This window comes from Isoptericola sp. AK164 (genome assembly GCF_029643425.1).
GTDB lineage: Bacteria > Actinomycetota > Actinomycetes > Actinomycetales > Cellulomonadaceae > Isoptericola > Isoptericola haloaureus.
Genome location: NZ_CP119106.1, coordinates 2,346,516 through 2,360,864, shown reverse-complemented (window position 1 = coordinate 2,360,864; position 14,349 = coordinate 2,346,516). Strand labels below are relative to the sequence as shown.

The window sequence follows — 14,349 nt, the reverse complement described above, 5'->3', positions numbered from 1 at the left end:
GGGTGAAAGCGATCCTGAACGTCATCTGGCTGGTGCTCTCGGGCTTCTGGCTCGCCCTCGGCTACGTGCTCGCGGGCCTCATCTGCTGCGTGCTCATCGTGACGATCCCCTGGGGGATCGCCTCGTTCCGGATCGCCGGCTACGCGCTGTGGCCCTTCGGCCGCACCGTCGTCGACCGGCCCGGGTCCGGGGCGTTCTCGGTGCTGGGCAACGTCGTCTGGCTGGTCTTCGCGGGCTGGTGGCTGGCGCTGAGCCACATCATCACCGCGATCCCGCTGTTCGTGTCGATCATCGGCATCCCGCTGGGCATCGCGAACCTCAAGATGATCCCGATCTCGCTGCTGCCGCTCGGCAAGGACATCGTCTCGACCGACACGCGGTACCCCACCTACCGCCCGGCCTGACGCCCCGGCGCGCGCCGATCCGCCGAGCCGCCGTCCACCGCTCGCCGAGATCGACCCACCCGGGCGAGATCGACCTACCGTGAGTCGATCTCGGCACGGGTGGGTCAATCTCGCGGTGCTCGGGGCGGTGCTCGGGGCGGGGACGGGCCGCGCGCGTGTCAGCGCCCGAGGGGTGCGGTCGTGGCGTCGGTGAGGCGCACCAGGTCGGCGGGAGCCAGCGACACGTCGAGCCCCCGGCGTCCGCCCGAGACGTAGACGGCGTCGAACGACGCGGCCGACGCGTCCACGACCGTGGTGTGCCGCGCCCGCTGGCCCAGGGGAGAGATGCCCCCCGCGACGTAGCCGGTGGCGCGCTCGGCGCGGTGCACGGCGGCCATGGCGGCCTTCTTGCCGCCGACGGCGCGGGCGAGCGCCTTGAGGTCGAGCTCGCCGGTCACGGGGACGACGGCGACCACGAGATCCCCGTCGACGTCGGCGACGAGCGTCTTGAACACCTGCTCGGCCGGGACCCCGATCGCCGCGGCGGCCTCGAGGCCGAAGCTCAGCCCGCTGCGAGGGTCGTGCTCGTACGGGTGCAGCGCGTGCGCGACCCCGGCCCGTTCGAGCGCGAGCACGGCGGGGGTCGATCCACGGGTCTGGGAGCGGGCCACGCGCCCAGTGTGCCCGACGCCACGACGCCGGTCAGGTCCTTTCCGCCGGCCGGACGGCTCGCGGCGGCGACCGCGGCGTAGCGTGGGGGCCGTGCTCGCCCTCCTCGTCCTCGCCATCCTCGTCGGTGGTGTCCTGCAACGGGTGACGGGCATGGGGTTCGGCCTCGTGGCCGGACCGTTCATCGTGCTCATCGTGGGCCCGCTCGAGGGCGTGCTCTTCGTGAACCTCGCCGGGGCGACGGCCTCGGCCCTGATCCTCGGCCGCGTCGTGCGCGACGTGGAGTGGCGCAAGTTCGCCTGGCTCACGCTGTCCTCGCTGGTCGTGACCGTGCCGGCGGCGCTCGCCCTGCGCGACGTCAGCGCCCCGGCGCTCGAGGTGACGATCGGCCTGTTCATCCTCGCGGCGATGACGCTGGCAGTGCTCACGACCCGGCTGCGCCGCGAGGGCAGGCACCCCGTGGACCCCGCGGCCGGCTGGCCGTTGGCCCTGACCGGCACGGCGAGCGGCATCGGCTCGGTCGCGGCCGGCATCGGCGGGCCCCCCGTGGCGGTCTACGCGGTGCTCAGCGGCTGGGACCCGCGGCGGTTCGCCGCCACCGCCCAGCCGTTCTTCGCCGCTAACGCGCTCGCCGCCCTGGTGGCCAAGCTGGTGCTCGCCGACGCCTCGTTCCCGACCATGGCCCCGTGGCAGTGGGTGCTGCTCATGGTCTCGATCCTCGGCGGGCTCGTCCTGGGGGACCTGCTCGCGCCGCGCGTCTCGGCCACGGCGACCCGACGCGTCCTCATCCTGCTGGCGTACGTCGGCGGCGTGGCCACGCTGGCGCGCGGCGTGACCGGCCTGGTCTGAGCTACCGGCGCCCGACCGAGAGCACCTGGACCACCGGCCGTCCGGCCTCGTCCGAGGCCGGCAGGTCGACCAGGGCGGTGATCGACCAGTCCCGGTCGCCGTTCGCGTCGTCGAGGACCTGGCGGACCCACCAGGTGTCGGCCGGCACGGTCGCCAGGGCCTCGCCGTCCGACGTCGTCGCGTCGGCGGGCAGCGCCGCCCCCGGCTCCAGCATGGTCAGCAGCGCGGTGGCGCGGGCGTCCGCCCCGAACCCGATCGCGTCGTCGCCCTGGGTCTCGAACAGGTCCTCCAGGGCGTCGGCCCAGGCGTCGCCGTCCCAGCCCGAGGCCTTGTCGAGGGCCTCGAGGGCGTCGTAGTCCTCACGGGCGGCGAGCTCGACTCGACGGAACATGGCGTTGCGCACGAGACGGCGGAACGAGCGTGGGTTGCCGGTGACGGGCCGGGCCGGCGCCTCGGCCCCGGCCTCGGCCAGCTCGCCCTGCACGACGTCGTCGGCGTCGTCGTCGACGGGGTTCTGCAGCCGCTCCCACTCGTCCAGCAGCGAGGAGTCGACGCCGCGCACGAGCTCGCCGAGCCACTCGACGATCTCGGCGACCTCCTCGGTGCGGTGCTCCTCGGGCACGACCTGGCGCACCGCCCGGTAGGCGTCGGCGAGGTAGCGCAGCACGACGCCCTCGGTGCGCTCCAGGCCGTAGGTGCTGACGAGCTCGGCGAACGTCATCGCCTGCTCGAGCATGTCGCGCACCACGGACTTGGGCGCCAGCTCGGCGCCCGCGACCCACGGGTTGGACTGCTTGTACTGGGCGAACGCGGGCTCGAGCAGGTCGGCCAGCGGCCGGGGCCAGGTGACCTCCTCGAGCAGCTCCATGCGCTCGTCGTACTCGATGCCCTCCGCCTTCATCGCGGCGACGGCCTCGCCGCGGGCCTTCTTCTGCTGGCCGAAGAGGATTTGGCGGGGGTCGTCGAGGGTGGCCTCGATGACGGAGACGACGTCGAGGGCGTGCGTGGGCGACTCGACGTCGAGCAGGTCCATGGCCGCCAGCGCGAACGGCGACAGGGGAGCGTTGAGCGCGAAGTCGCGCGGCAGGTCGACCTCGAGCCGCACGCTGGGGCGGTAGCCCGCGGGGCGGGAGTCGTCGGGGACGCGCACCTTCTCCACGACGCCGGCCACGCGCAGGGAGCGGTAGATCCGCAGCGCCTGGCGCACGTGCCCGGCCTGCTGGGCGGCGGTGTCGTGGTTGGCGGTGAGCAGGTGGCGCATCGCCTCGACGGGGTCGACAGCGGGGCCGGACGTGCCGCCGTCGTGGCCCGACCCGCCGTCGGGCCGCGTGCGGGCCAGCACGTTGAGCACCATCGCGTGGTTGACGTGGAACTGGCTGGCCAGCGGCTCCGGCGGGGCGTCGCGCAGGCGCTCGAAGGTCGACTCGGTCCAGTTGACCGCACCCGACGGCGCCTTCTTGCGGACGATCTTCCTCTTCTTCTTGGGGTCGTCACCGGCCTTGGCGAGCGCCTTGCGGTTCTCGATGACGTGCTCCGGCGCCATGACGAGCACCTCGCCGAGGGTGTCGTAGCCCGCGCGACCGGCCCGGCCGGCGATCTGGTGGAACTCGCGGGCGGTCAGGTGCCGCATGCGCTCGCCGTCGAACTTCACCAGCGAGGTCATGAGCACCGTGCGGATCGGGACGTTGATGCCCACGCCCAGGGTGTCGGTGCCGCAGACGACCTTGAGCAGCCCCTTCTGCGTGAGCCGCTCGACGAGCCGGCGGTACTTGGGCAGCATCCCGGCGTGGTGCACGCCGACGCCGGCGCGCAGGTACTTGGACAGGATCTTGCCGAACCCGGTGCCGAACCGGAACGCGCCGATCTCGTCGACGATCGCCTGCTTCTCCTCCTTGGAGGCGAGCTTGGTGCTGAGCAGCGCCTGGGCGCGGTCGACGGCGTCCTTCTGCGTGAAGTGCACGACGTACACCGGGGCGCGGTGGGTGTGTACCAGCTCCTCGATGACCTCGGGCAGCGGGTCCTGGACGTAGGAGAACTCCAGCGGGACCGGTCGTTCGGCGCCGGTGACCTCGGCGACGTCCCGGCCGGTGCGCTCGGTGAGGTCCTCGCGCAGGCGGCTGGTGTCGCCGAGGGTGCCGGACATCAGCAGGAACTGGGTGTGCGGCAGCTCCAGCAGCGGCACCTGCCAGGCCCAGCCGCGCTGCGGGTCGCCGTAGAAGTGGAACTCGTCCATGACGACCTGGCCGATGAACTGGTCCTGGCCCGGGCTGCCCGCGCCGTTGCGCAGCGCGAGGTTCGCGAGGATCTCGGCGGTGCAGCAGATGATCGGGGCGTCGGGGTTCACGGCGCTGTCGCCGGTCATCATCCCGACGTTGCGCGACCCGAACGCCGCCACGAGGTCGAAGAACTTCTCGCTGACCAGGGCCTTGAGCGGGGCCGTGTAGTAGGTGCGCCCGCCCATCCCGGACCGGCGCGCCGCCAGGGCCGCGAACTGCGCGCCCATCGCCACCATCGACTTGCCCGACCCGGTCGGCGTGGCCAGCACGACGTGCGAGCCCGTCATGAGCTCGAGCAGCGCCTCCTCCTGGTGCGGGTACAGCGGACGACCGGTCGAGGCCGCCCACTCGCTGAACCCCTCGAACAGCGCGTCCGGGTCCGGGGCCTGCCCGGTGGGCGCGGGCAGGTGCGGCAGCAGGGTGCCGGCAGGGCGCGGGACGGAGGCGACGGACGAGGCGGCGGTGTCGGTGGCAGTCATCGTGCCGTCATTGTGTCAGCCCGCCGCCGCTACGCCGCGTCCCACAGGCGGTGGTAGAAGGCGAGCCGCCCGGCGTCGGGCTCGATGCCGTAGGCCGCGAAGAAGAGCGGCTCGTACCCCTCGCCGAAGTTCCACCCCAGGCTCATGCTCGCCACGGCGAGATCCGCCCACCGGTCCGCGACCCCGAGGGTGCCCAGGTCGACGTGCCCGGCCCAGGTGCCGTCGTCGGCGACCAGGGTGTTGGGGGCGCAGGCATCCCCGTGGCAGACCACGAGCCGGTCGACGGGCGGTTCGCCCCCGACGTCGGCACGTCCGGCGGGCGAGAGTCGCGCGATGCGGTCCGCCGCGCTCCAGGAGAACGGGCAGTCCGCGACGGGCAGGGCGTCGTGCAGCGCGCGCAGCCCGGTCCCGATCGCGCGGACGGCGGTCTCCGGGTGGGCCGGCCAGGACGGGTCGACGGCGGACCGGCCCGGCAGCGCGGCCGTCACCAGCCAGCTCCCGGCGGCGTCCGCGCCACGGTCGAGCACGCGCGGCACCCGGGCGTACCGGCCGGCCCAGGCGAGACGGTCCGCCTCGGCGCCCGGGTCGAGCTCCGGTGTCCCGGCGGGCACCCACTTGACGTACCGGTCGCCCCGGTCGCCGGAGAGCCGGAAGGTCAGGCCGCCCAGGGTGTTGCGCCACACCGGGGTGACGGCGTCGGCGCCGGCCAGCGCGGCCACGGCCTCCGGGACGACGACAGGTCCGCGCGGCGGGGCGGCGAGGTCACGGGCCATCCCCTCATGCTGGCAGGTCTCGCGCCCGGGCGGCGGGCGAGGCCGTCGCGAGCCGCCGCGCGGTCGCGGCCTCGGCGAGCTGGACGGCGACGACGCCGGCGAGCACCAGCACGCCGCCGGTGAGCTGGACGCCGCTCGGCAGCTCGCCCAGGAGGAGCCAGGCGAGCAGGACGGCGCTGACGACCTCGAGGAGACCGGCGAACGCGCCGGCCCGGGCGCCGAGCCGCCGTCCGGCCGCGACGCCGGTGGTGTACGCGACCCCGGCGGTGACGAGTCCCAGCAGCGCCAGCACGGCCCACCAGGGCAGGGTGGAGCCGGCGAGCGGGACCGCGTCGGTGGAGGCGGACAGGGGCAGCAGCCCGACGGCGGCCAGGGCACCGAGCAGCCCCGCGCCGACGACGAGCCCGCCGGCGGCCAGCGTCATCGGCGGCAGCCCGGTGTCCAGGCGGGCGTTGATGAGGAAGTAGGCGGAGGCGCCCACCATCGCGCCCAGGGCCCAGGCGGTACCGACGGGGTCGACGCTGACCCCGGTGAGGTCGAGGACCAGCACGAGGCCGACGGCGGCGAGCGCGATCCCGCCGAGCGTCGCGCGGGCGGGCCGCTGACCGTGCCGCAGCCACAGCCACACGACCACGGCGGCGGGCGCCGAGTACTCGATGAGCAGCGCCGACCCGACCTGCATGTGCTGCACGGCCGCGAAGTAGCAGAACTGCGTGGCGGCGACGCCGAGCGCGCCGTAGACGACGATCAGCCGCAGGTTGCGGCGCACGAGCGTCCAGCGTCCCCGCAGGGCGACCAGACCGACGGGGAGGACCACGAGCGCGCCGACCGCCACCCGGACGAGCACGACCGCGCCGGGGCTCCAGCCCGTGGCGAACATCCCGGCGGCGAGCGGTCCGGAGAGGCTGAAGCTCACCGCCGACACGACGGCCAGGACCAGCCCCGCTCGCCGGCCGGTGTCGGTCGCGACGAGGTCGTCAGGTGCCACTGTGCTCATGGCTCATGACGCTACGGTGCGCGGTGATAACGTGTCAACGTGGTTTTCGCTCATGACACCGCCGGTGCCCTGCGATCGGCCGTGGAGCTCGTCAACGGCGTCGAGCCGCCGGTCACGCTGGCCACCGAGGCGGACCTGGCCGCGTTCTACCGGCGCCACGGCTACACGGGGCGGCGCGACGGCACCGAGACCGAGCTGGCCGAGGTGCTGGCCCTCGCCCCGCGCCTGCGCACCCTGCTGCTGGCCGCGCGCGACGACGTCGCCCCGATCGTCAACGCGATGCTCGCCGAGGCCGGCGCCGTCCCGCGGCTCGTGCGGCACGAGCACGAGGACTGGCACCTGCACGCCATCGCCGACGACGCGCCCCTGGCCGACCGCATCGCCGTCGAGACCGCCCTGGCGATGATCGACGTCGTGCGCTCCGGCGAGAGCTCCCGGCTCGGCGTGTGCGCCGACGACGACTGCGCCGGCGTCGTCCTCGACCTGTCCCGCAACCGGTCCCGGCGGTACTGCTCGACCGCCTGCACCAACCGCAACGCCCAGGCCGCGCACCGTGCCCGGGCCACCGACCCGTCCCCGCGCCCGCGATAAACCCTGGGCCCGCTCGGCCGGGACGCCGTAGCGTCCGACGGTATGACGCTGCGACCGGTCCAGGTGAACATCAAGGCGCGCGACGAGGCGGCCCTGGGCCGGTTCTGGGCCGACGCCCTGGACTGGGCGACGTCCAGCGAGGCCCCCGGGGTGATCAACCTCGAACCCCGAGGGTTCGACTGGCCGGACCCGGCGGCCCTCACCGTCGACCTCGTGCGGATCCCGGACACCGCCCGGGTGCGGTACCGCACCCACGTCGACCTCGCCACCACCTCCGTCGAGCACGAGGCCGAGCTGGTCGCCCGGCTGCGGGGCCTCGGCGCGACACCGCTCGACGTCGGCCAGGGCAAGGTTCCCTGGGTGGTGATGGCCGACCCGGAGGGGAACGCGTTCTGCGTCCTGGGCGCGCGGTGAGCCGTCCGCCCGGCCCCCCGGCCCGGCCCCGGGGTCACCCCGCGGCGAGCACGGCGTCGCACACGTCCAGCAGCCGGCCGCGCAGCGCCTGCGCCCGCTCGGCGAACGCGCGCTGACGCTGCACGTACTCGGCCTTGCCGGCCGCCGTCTCGATCTCGACCGCCTCGACGCCGTAGGACGAGACGTCGTAGGGCGAGGCCGCCATGTCGGTGTACCGGATGTCGCGGGCCAGCTCGAAGGCGTCCAGCAGCAGCTCGCCGGGCACGGCAGGGCCGAGCTTCTGGCACCACTTGTACAGGTCCATGTTCGCGTGCAGGCACCCCGGCTGCTCCATCGCGACCTGGCGCTCGCGGGTCGGGCGCAGCTGGTTGGCGTCCCGCGCCTCCGGGGTGAAGAACCGGAAGGCGTCGTAGTGCGAGCAGCCCACCCGGTGCGACTCGACGACCGCGTCGGTGCCGGCACCCCCGAGCCGCAGCGGCAGCGGGTGCCGGTGGTCCCGGCCGGACTCGGCGTCGCGGTAGACCATGGCCCACTCGTGCAGCCCGAAGCAGCCGAAGGTGCCCGGCCGTCCCGCCGTCGCGCCCACCAGCGAGCGGACGTACCGCACGGTGTCGCCCCGGTCGGCCCGGAACACGGGGACGTCGAGCACGGCGCCGGTGGTGCCGTCCGGCAGCGCGACCGTGCGGTACCAGCGTCGGGCGGCGTGGTCCGGGGCGTCGGGCAGCACCTGCCCGACGCCGGGGTGCCACCGGCGCAGGTGGCTGGCCCGGGTGGGGTAGTAGGTGAACAGGAAGTCCTCGATCGCGTGCTTCTCGCCGCGGTCGCGCGCCGCGCGCCACACGGCGGTCAGGGCGTCGGCACGTCGTGCGTGCGCCGCGTCGAGCGCGCGCCAACCGTCCACGACGACGCCCGGGACGGCGTCGTCCGCGGCGCCGGGACGGTGCCCGTGAGCGGCGAGTGCGGAGGGCGCTGTCACGCTGCCAGGGTACGTCGCCGGGCGTATCGTGGAAGCAGACGGGAGGTGGTGACGATGGCCACCGTCGGGACGCAGTCGGACTTCGACCCGCACCAGGACGAGGTCGAACCCACACCGCACGTTCCCCTGGACACCTGGATCGAACGGCACGGCACCACGATCGGTCTGATCCTCGGGGCCGGGGCCGTGGTCATGACGCTGCTGCGGTACATGGACTGACGGCCGTCGTGCCGGGACGTCCAGCGGTAGCGTGCGGTCCATGACGACGTTCCCCTTCCGCCAGGTCGACGTCTTCGGGGCCGGCCCGCTGGCCGGCAACCCGGTGGCCGTGGTGCACGACGCCGACGCCTGGGGCGAGGCGCAGATGGCGGCCTTCGCGCGCTGGACCAACCTGTCCGAGACCACGTTCCTGCTGCCCGCCACCGACCCGGACGCGGACTACCGGGTGCGCATCTGGACCCCGGGCGGTGAGCTCCCGTTCGCGGGCCACCCGACGCTGGGGACCGCGCACGCCTGGCTGGAGGCCGGTGGCGTGCCGGCCGGCGAGGACGTCGTCCAGGAGTGCGGGGTCGGGCTGGTGACCGTCGCACGGACCGCCGACGGGCTCGCGTTCGCGGGCCCGCCGCTGCGCCGGTCCGGTCCCGTGTCCGACGACGACCTCGGCCGCATCGTGCGCGGCCTGCGGATCGGGGCGGACGACGTCGTCGACGCCGCCTGGGTGGACAACGGGCCGGGCTGGGTCGGCGTGCGGCTTGCCGACGCCGCAACGGTCCTCGCCGTCGAGCCCGACCTCGCCGCCTTCGAGGGGCTCCACGTGGGGCTGGTCGGGTCGTACACGCCCGGGGAGTCCGACGCCGACGTCGAGGTGCGCGCGTTCGTGCCGGACATCGGCGTCCCCGAGGACCCTGTCACGGGGTCCCTGAACGCCGGGCTCGGCCAGTGGCTCGCCGGTTCCGTGCTGCCCGCGGGCTACGTGGCCTCGCAGGGCACGGTGCTCGGCCGGCGCGGCCGGGTGCGCGTGCGTCGCGCCGACGACGGCGTCGTCTGGGTCGGCGGGTCCACGGTCACGACCGTGCACGGCGAGGTCACGCTCTGAGCCGTGTCACCGGTCCTGGCGCTGCTCGTACTTCCGTGTGAGACGGTCCTCGACCTGCCGGCCGTCGATGAAGTACGCGAGCGCGTGGAAGGCCAGACCGACCGCCCAGGGCAGCGTGGTCCAGTAGGCCCAGTTCACCCCGGGATCCATGGCCAGGTCGATGGCCCAGAGGAAACCGTTGACGATGACGAACACCCCGGCGTGCCACATCAGGCCGGTCGCCGCCTTCGCCCGGCGTCGCGCCGGGTCCTGCTCCGCACCGTTCTTCATGACGCCCACCCCCGTCCTGACCCTAGGCTAGGCCGACGCCGTTCCGCGGAACAGGGCCCTTCGGCCCCTTACGGCGGGTCGAACGGTCACTCCTCCGGTCCGACGGCGGCCTGGCGCGGCGGCGGGGGAGCGGTGCGTCGCGCCACCGCGGTGAACAACCGCTCCAGGGGTCCGCGCCCGAGCCACAGCCGCCACAGGGTGGCCGCGAGCAGCGAGACCCCGATCATCGCCAGCAGCGGCCCGTTGGTCTCGGCGTCGATCAGGTCCCCGTGCCAGATCGCCACGATCTGCAGCGAGTAGACCGTCAGCGCCAAGGCCCCCACGGCCGCGAGCGGGGACAGCACCCGCGCCCCGACGCCCGTCACGGCCAGGCACAGCCCCAGCACGGCCAGCGCGAACCCGCCGGTGGCCAGCACCTCGAGCCAGCTCTCCTCGTGCGGGCCGGGCAGGGCCAGGTAGGCCGCCGTCGGCCAGGGGTCGCTCCACGCCCACCCGGGCGTGACGGTCGACTCGACCTGCGCGCGCACCGCGGTCGGACCGCCGAAGCGGTCCACGACCTCCGCGGACAGCAGGCTGCCCACGACCACCGCCCCCAGACCTCCGAGCACCAGCCCGCGGCGCAGCCCGGCCGAGGACAGGTCGCACCGCCCCACGGCCATGCCGGCGAACACGTACGCCATCCACACCACGGCGGGGTAGTGGCCGGTGAGCAGGAAGTCCGTCACCGCGCCCGAGCCGTCGTCGGGCAGGTGCAGCCCGGCCCGGGTCAGGGCCACCGGGCCCCAGTGGGCCAGCGGAGGCCCGACGACGGCCACCACGACCGCGGCCAGGGCCAGCCGCCGCGGCCCCCACGTCACGAACGGCAGCGCCAGGACGAAGTAGGTCGCGTAGAAGCCGAGGATGAGCAGGACGCGGGTGCCCAGCAGGTCCAGCAGCGCCACGAGGGCCAGGAGCAGGACCGCGCGAACCAGCAGCCGCGCCCGGGCGTGGACCAGCGCGTCGCCGGCCAACGGGCGGGGACCCCCGGTGACGAGGGCGAGCGACACCCCGGCGACCAGCGCGAACAGCACCGACGAGCGGCCGTCGGCGATGGTGAGCCACAGCGTCGAGTCGTCGATCACACCGACGTGCGCCGTGAACATGCCGAGCACGGCCAGCCCGCGGGCCACGTCGAGCCCGACCACGCGCGCCGGACCGCCGAGAAGACGTTCGCGCACCGTGGCCATGGCAGCGATCCTGCCAGTCGTCCCGCCTCGTGAGAAACGGGATGTCCTGACACGGTGTTGTCACTAGGTTGGCGTCATGAGCGATCTGCCGCACGGTGCCGAGCCCGACTTCCCGGAGCCCCCGAGCCTGGGTAGCCCGGCCGACGGCCCGAACGGGAACGCCTCCGACGAGCCGTCCGGGGCGGCGTTGTCCGACGCCATCGAGGCGCCGAGCTTCCACCAGACCGTGCCCAGCCAGGAGTCCGAGTCGTACACGCACGGCCACCACGAGTCCGTGCTGCGCGCCCACCGTGCGCGGACGGCGCAGAACTCCGCCGGCTTCCTGCTGCCGCACCTGAAGGACGACATGCACCTGCTCGACGTCGGCTGCGGCCCCGGGACCGTGACGACGGACCTGGGGCGGGTGCTCGCCGGGGGCAAGGTCGTGGGCGTCGACGCCTCGGCGACGGTGCTCGAGGCGGCCCAGGCGCACGCCGACGCTCTCGGGGCGTCGAACGTCCGGTTCGAGCAGGCCAACGCCTACGAGCTGCCGTTCGACGACGACACCTTCGACGTCGTCTACGCCCACCAGCTGCTGCAGCACCTGTCCGACCCCGTCGCCGCGCTGCGCGAGATGAAGCGCGTCACCAAGCCGGGCGGCCTCGTCGCGGCGCGCGACGCCGACTACGCGGCGATGGCCTGGTACCCGGAGTCGCCGGGACTGACGGAGTGGAACACGCTCTACCACGAGGTCACGCGCGCCTACGGCTTCGAGCCGGACGCCGGGCGCCGGCTCTTCTCGTGGGTTCTGCAGGCCGGGTTCGACGTGGCCGGCACGGTGCCCAGCGCGTCGTCGTGGTGCTACGCCACGCCCACCGACCGCGAGTGGTGGGGGCAGGTCTGGGCCGAGCGGTGCGTGGAGTCGAACTTCGCGCGCCAGGCCCAGGAGTCGAACCTGGCCGACGACGTCGCGCTCGAGCAGCTCGCCCACGACTGGCGGACCTGGGCCCAGGCGCCGGACGGCTGGTTCGCCGTGCTGCACGGCGAGGTGCTGGCCCGGGCCTGAGCGCTCCGGCCCGGGGTCACTCGCCCAGGAGCTCGTCGATCTCCTCGTCCGACAAGCCCTGCTCCTCGAGCTGACGCTCCAGCTCCTGCTGGATCGCGGGCGCCTGCTCCTCGATGGCCAGCACGACGAACACGGTGACGACGATCGACACGACGATCGCGAGCGTCGACAGGGCCGCGCCGACGATCGCCATGGCCTTGCCGCCGGCCGTCCCCTTCGACACCTGGACCAGGGCGACGATGCCCAGCACCAGACCGATGACGCCGAGCAGGATCGCGCCGATGTTGACGAACGGGATCCAGCTGCCGAGCAGCGCCAGGATGCCCAGCACCAGCGCGGCGATCGCGAGCCCCTTGCGCTCCGAGGGCGGGCGCGGCGGCGCGGCGCCGTACCCGGAGTAGCCCTGCGCGCCGCCGTATCCACCGCCGTAGCCCTGCGCGCCGCCGTAGCCCTGGGCACCGCCGTACCCCTGTGCACCGCCGTACCCCTGTGCACCGCCGTACCCGGAGTAGCCCGGCGCACCGCCGTCGCCCTGGGCGCCGCTGGTACCGCCGGGCGCCTGTCCGGGGTAGGTCGGCTGCCGGCCCGGCGCCTGGCCGGGTCCGGAGGGGCCCTGCGCGGGGGTGCCACCGGGCGGGGGCGGCGCGCCGTACGGGTCGGACGCGCCACCGGACGACGAGGGCTGCTGCGGCGTCCCGGGCTGGTGCGGTTCGGGGGGATCGTGCGGCGTGCTCATCGTCGTCCTCCGGTCGCAGGGTCCGATCACAGCAGGCTAGCGGCGTCGCGGTCTCGTCGCCTCCCCCTGCGGGGGTGTGGCGGCAGGTCCCGGCTCGCCGCGCCCGCTAGCCTGGAGCCGTGCGTATCGCGAGATTCACCACCGGTGACGACCCCCGCTTCGGATTTGTCCAGACCGAGGGCGACAGGACCTACCTGGCCGTCCTCAGCGGCGACCCGCTGTCCATGCCCGCCATGCCGACCGGCGAGCGGATCGAGCTCGGCGACGGGGTGCGCCTGCTGTCGCCCGTGATCCCGCGCTCGAAGGTGGTCGCCGTCGGGCGCAACTACCTGGACCACGTGCGGGAGATGGGCGGCGAGCCGCCGACGTCGCCGCTGCTGTTCTTCAAGCCCAACACCTCGGTGGTGGGCCCGGACGACCCGATCGTGCTGCCGGAGTGGACCTCCGAGGTCTCCTACGAGGCCGAGCTCGCCGTCGTCATCTCCAAGCCGTGCAAGGACGTCGAGCCGGAGAACGCCCGCGCCTACGTGCTGGGGTACACCGTCGCCAACGACGTCACGGCGCGCGACGCCCAGCGCACCGACGACCAGTGGGCGCGGGCCAAGGGCTTCGACACCGCCTGCCCGCTGGGGCCGTGGATCGAGACCGACCTGAACCCCGAGGACGTCGGCGTCGTCTCCCGCGTCAACGGCGAGACCAAGCAGGACGGCCGCACCGCCGAGATGATCTTCGACGTCGACTACCTGATCTCCTACGCCTCCAAGGCCATGACGCTGCTGCCCGGGGACGTGCTGCTGACCGGTACGCCGGCCGGGGTGGGCCGGATCGAGTCCGGCGACCGCGTCGAGTGCGAGGTCGAGGAGATCGGCGTCCTGGCCAACCCCGTGGTCCGGCGCGAGGACTGACCCGGGGGTCCGCGATGTCGGCGTGCTGCGAGCCGCAGGGCTACGAGAAGGTCTTCGACGACCGGGAGGCCCGGCGCGCCGCGGCGCGGTACGCGCGCTCGGGGCTGACCACGCTGCCCCGGCGCACCGTGGAGCTCTACCGCTCCGGCGTGATCGGCGGGGCGACGCTCCTGGAGGTCGGGAGCGGGGTCGGGGACTTCTCGCTGGAGATGCTGCGGGCCGGCGTCGAGCGTGCCACCTGCGTGGACATGTCGACCGGGTACGACGCCGTCGCGGCCCGGCTGCTGGCGGACGCCGGGCTGGCGGACCGGGTGCGCCGCCGCACCGGCGACCTGGTCACGCACCCGGACCTGGCCGGCCCGGCCGACGTCGTCGCGCTGCACAGCGTGGTCTGCTGCTACCCGGACGCCCGGGCGCTGGTCACCGCGGCCGCGGACCGGACCGGGCGCTACCTGGTGCTCGCGTTCCCGCGGCGCACGTGGTGGATGCGGGCCGCGGCACGCGTGCTCAACGTGTACCCGCGCCTGCGGGGCAGCGACTGGCGGTTCCGCGTCCACGAACCGGCCGAGGTCGCGCGCGCGGCCACGGACGCCGGGCTGCGGCGGGTGCGCACCGAGCGGTTCGCGTTCGACCACCACTGGGTCTTCGCCCGCTGAGGCGGACC

General features: G+C 74.3%; 17 protein-coding genes. 9 read left to right on the top strand and 8 right to left on the bottom strand.

From position 1 onward, the window contains the following. The first annotated feature begins 2 nt into the window (after nucleotides 1-2). Nucleotides 3-404 carry a YccF domain-containing protein gene (locus PO879_RS11070; protein ID WP_278234955.1) on the top strand — a complete coding sequence of 134 codons (402 nt, stop codon included), beginning with the start codon at nucleotides 3-5 and terminating at the stop codon, nucleotides 402-404. 158 nt (nucleotides 405-562) lie between these two features. Here PO879_RS11070 and ybaK read toward each other — a convergent pair whose 3' ends face one another. Beyond that, nucleotides 563-1,054 carry a Cys-tRNA(Pro) deacylase gene (gene ybaK, locus PO879_RS11065; RefSeq protein WP_278234954.1) on the bottom strand — a complete coding sequence of 164 codons (492 nt, stop codon included), beginning with the start codon at nucleotides 1,052-1,054 and terminating at the stop codon, nucleotides 563-565. A gap of 91 nt (nucleotides 1,055-1,145) precedes the next feature. On the opposite strand from ybaK, the gene PO879_RS11060 reads away from it, so the two are divergent. Beyond that, complete coding sequence (locus PO879_RS11060; protein ID WP_278234953.1) at nucleotides 1,146-1,901, top strand: sulfite exporter TauE/SafE family protein; 756 nt, start codon at nucleotides 1,146-1,148, stop codon at nucleotides 1,899-1,901. Nucleotide 1,902: 1 nt separating this feature from the next. Here the strand turns inward: PO879_RS11060 and PO879_RS11055 are convergent, their stop codons facing one another. From PO879_RS11055 to PO879_RS11045, 3 genes are read right to left on the bottom strand one after another with little or no spacing between them, the layout of a single operon-like run. Then, complete coding sequence (locus PO879_RS11055) at nucleotides 1,903-4,656, bottom strand: DEAD/DEAH box helicase (RefSeq protein WP_278234952.1); 2,754 nt, start codon at nucleotides 4,654-4,656, stop codon at nucleotides 1,903-1,905. A 29-nt stretch (nucleotides 4,657-4,685) separates the two neighbouring features. Continuing rightward, nucleotides 4,686-5,429 carry an aminoglycoside 3'-phosphotransferase gene (locus PO879_RS11050; RefSeq protein WP_278234951.1) on the bottom strand — a complete coding sequence of 248 codons (744 nt, stop codon included), beginning with the start codon at nucleotides 5,427-5,429 and terminating at the stop codon, nucleotides 4,686-4,688. A gap of 4 nt (nucleotides 5,430-5,433) precedes the next feature. Further along, a complete protein-coding gene (locus PO879_RS11045) occupies nucleotides 5,434-6,426 on the bottom strand; it encodes a DMT family transporter (protein WP_278234950.1) in 993 nt (330 codons plus the stop codon). A gap of 39 nt (nucleotides 6,427-6,465) precedes the next feature. Here PO879_RS11045 and PO879_RS11040 point away from each other — a divergent pair, with 39 nt between their 5' ends. After that, nucleotides 6,466-7,017: a CGNR zinc finger domain-containing protein gene (locus PO879_RS11040; protein WP_278234949.1), complete on the top strand. Its 552-nt coding sequence runs from the start codon at nucleotides 6,466-6,468 to the stop codon at nucleotides 7,015-7,017. Nucleotides 7,018-7,059: 42 nt separating this feature from the next. Next, on the top strand, nucleotides 7,060-7,431 hold the full coding sequence (locus PO879_RS11035) for a VOC family protein (RefSeq protein WP_278234948.1): 372 nt from the start codon (nucleotides 7,060-7,062) through the stop codon (nucleotides 7,429-7,431). A gap of 34 nt (nucleotides 7,432-7,465) precedes the next feature. Here the strand turns inward: PO879_RS11035 and PO879_RS11030 are convergent, their stop codons facing one another. Continuing rightward, complete coding sequence (locus tag PO879_RS11030) at nucleotides 7,466-8,332, bottom strand: 3-methyladenine DNA glycosylase (protein WP_278237510.1); 867 nt, start codon at nucleotides 8,330-8,332, stop codon at nucleotides 7,466-7,468. Between the two features lie 129 nt (nucleotides 8,333-8,461). Between PO879_RS11030 and PO879_RS11025 the strand changes: the two genes are divergently transcribed. Next, on the top strand, nucleotides 8,462-8,626 hold the full coding sequence (locus tag PO879_RS11025; protein ID WP_278234947.1) for a hypothetical protein: 165 nt from the start codon (nucleotides 8,462-8,464) through the stop codon (nucleotides 8,624-8,626). A 40-nt stretch (nucleotides 8,627-8,666) separates the two neighbouring features. Beyond that, complete coding sequence (locus PO879_RS11020; RefSeq protein WP_278234946.1) at nucleotides 8,667-9,503, top strand: PhzF family phenazine biosynthesis protein; 837 nt, start codon at nucleotides 8,667-8,669, stop codon at nucleotides 9,501-9,503. A gap of 6 nt (nucleotides 9,504-9,509) precedes the next feature. Here the strand turns inward: PO879_RS11020 and PO879_RS11015 are convergent, their stop codons facing one another. Then, on the bottom strand, nucleotides 9,510-9,773 hold the full coding sequence (locus PO879_RS11015; protein ID WP_278234945.1) for a 2TM domain-containing protein: 264 nt from the start codon (nucleotides 9,771-9,773) through the stop codon (nucleotides 9,510-9,512). Between the two features lie 86 nt (nucleotides 9,774-9,859). After that, complete coding sequence (locus PO879_RS11010) at nucleotides 9,860-10,999, bottom strand: heparan-alpha-glucosaminide N-acetyltransferase domain-containing protein (RefSeq protein WP_278234944.1); 1,140 nt, start codon at nucleotides 10,997-10,999, stop codon at nucleotides 9,860-9,862. 226 nt (nucleotides 11,000-11,225) lie between these two features. Here PO879_RS11010 and PO879_RS11005 point away from each other — a divergent pair, with 226 nt between their 5' ends. Continuing rightward, nucleotides 11,226-12,044 (top strand): methyltransferase domain-containing protein, encoded by an 819-nt coding sequence (locus PO879_RS11005; protein WP_278237509.1) that lies wholly within the window; start codon nucleotides 11,226-11,228, stop codon nucleotides 12,042-12,044. A 16-nt stretch (nucleotides 12,045-12,060) separates the two neighbouring features. Here the strand turns inward: PO879_RS11005 and PO879_RS11000 are convergent, their stop codons facing one another. Further along, a complete protein-coding gene (locus PO879_RS11000; protein WP_278234943.1) occupies nucleotides 12,061-12,780 on the bottom strand; it encodes a DUF4190 domain-containing protein in 720 nt (239 codons plus the stop codon). A 119-nt stretch (nucleotides 12,781-12,899) separates the two neighbouring features. On the opposite strand from PO879_RS11000, the gene PO879_RS10995 reads away from it, so the two are divergent. Next, complete coding sequence (locus tag PO879_RS10995; RefSeq protein ID WP_278234942.1) at nucleotides 12,900-13,685, top strand: fumarylacetoacetate hydrolase family protein; 786 nt, start codon at nucleotides 12,900-12,902, stop codon at nucleotides 13,683-13,685. Nucleotides 13,686-13,699: 14 nt separating this feature from the next. Further along, on the top strand, nucleotides 13,700-14,341 hold the full coding sequence (locus PO879_RS10990) for a methyltransferase domain-containing protein (RefSeq protein WP_278234941.1): 642 nt from the start codon (nucleotides 13,700-13,702) through the stop codon (nucleotides 14,339-14,341). Nucleotides 14,342-14,349 lie beyond the last annotated feature (8 nt).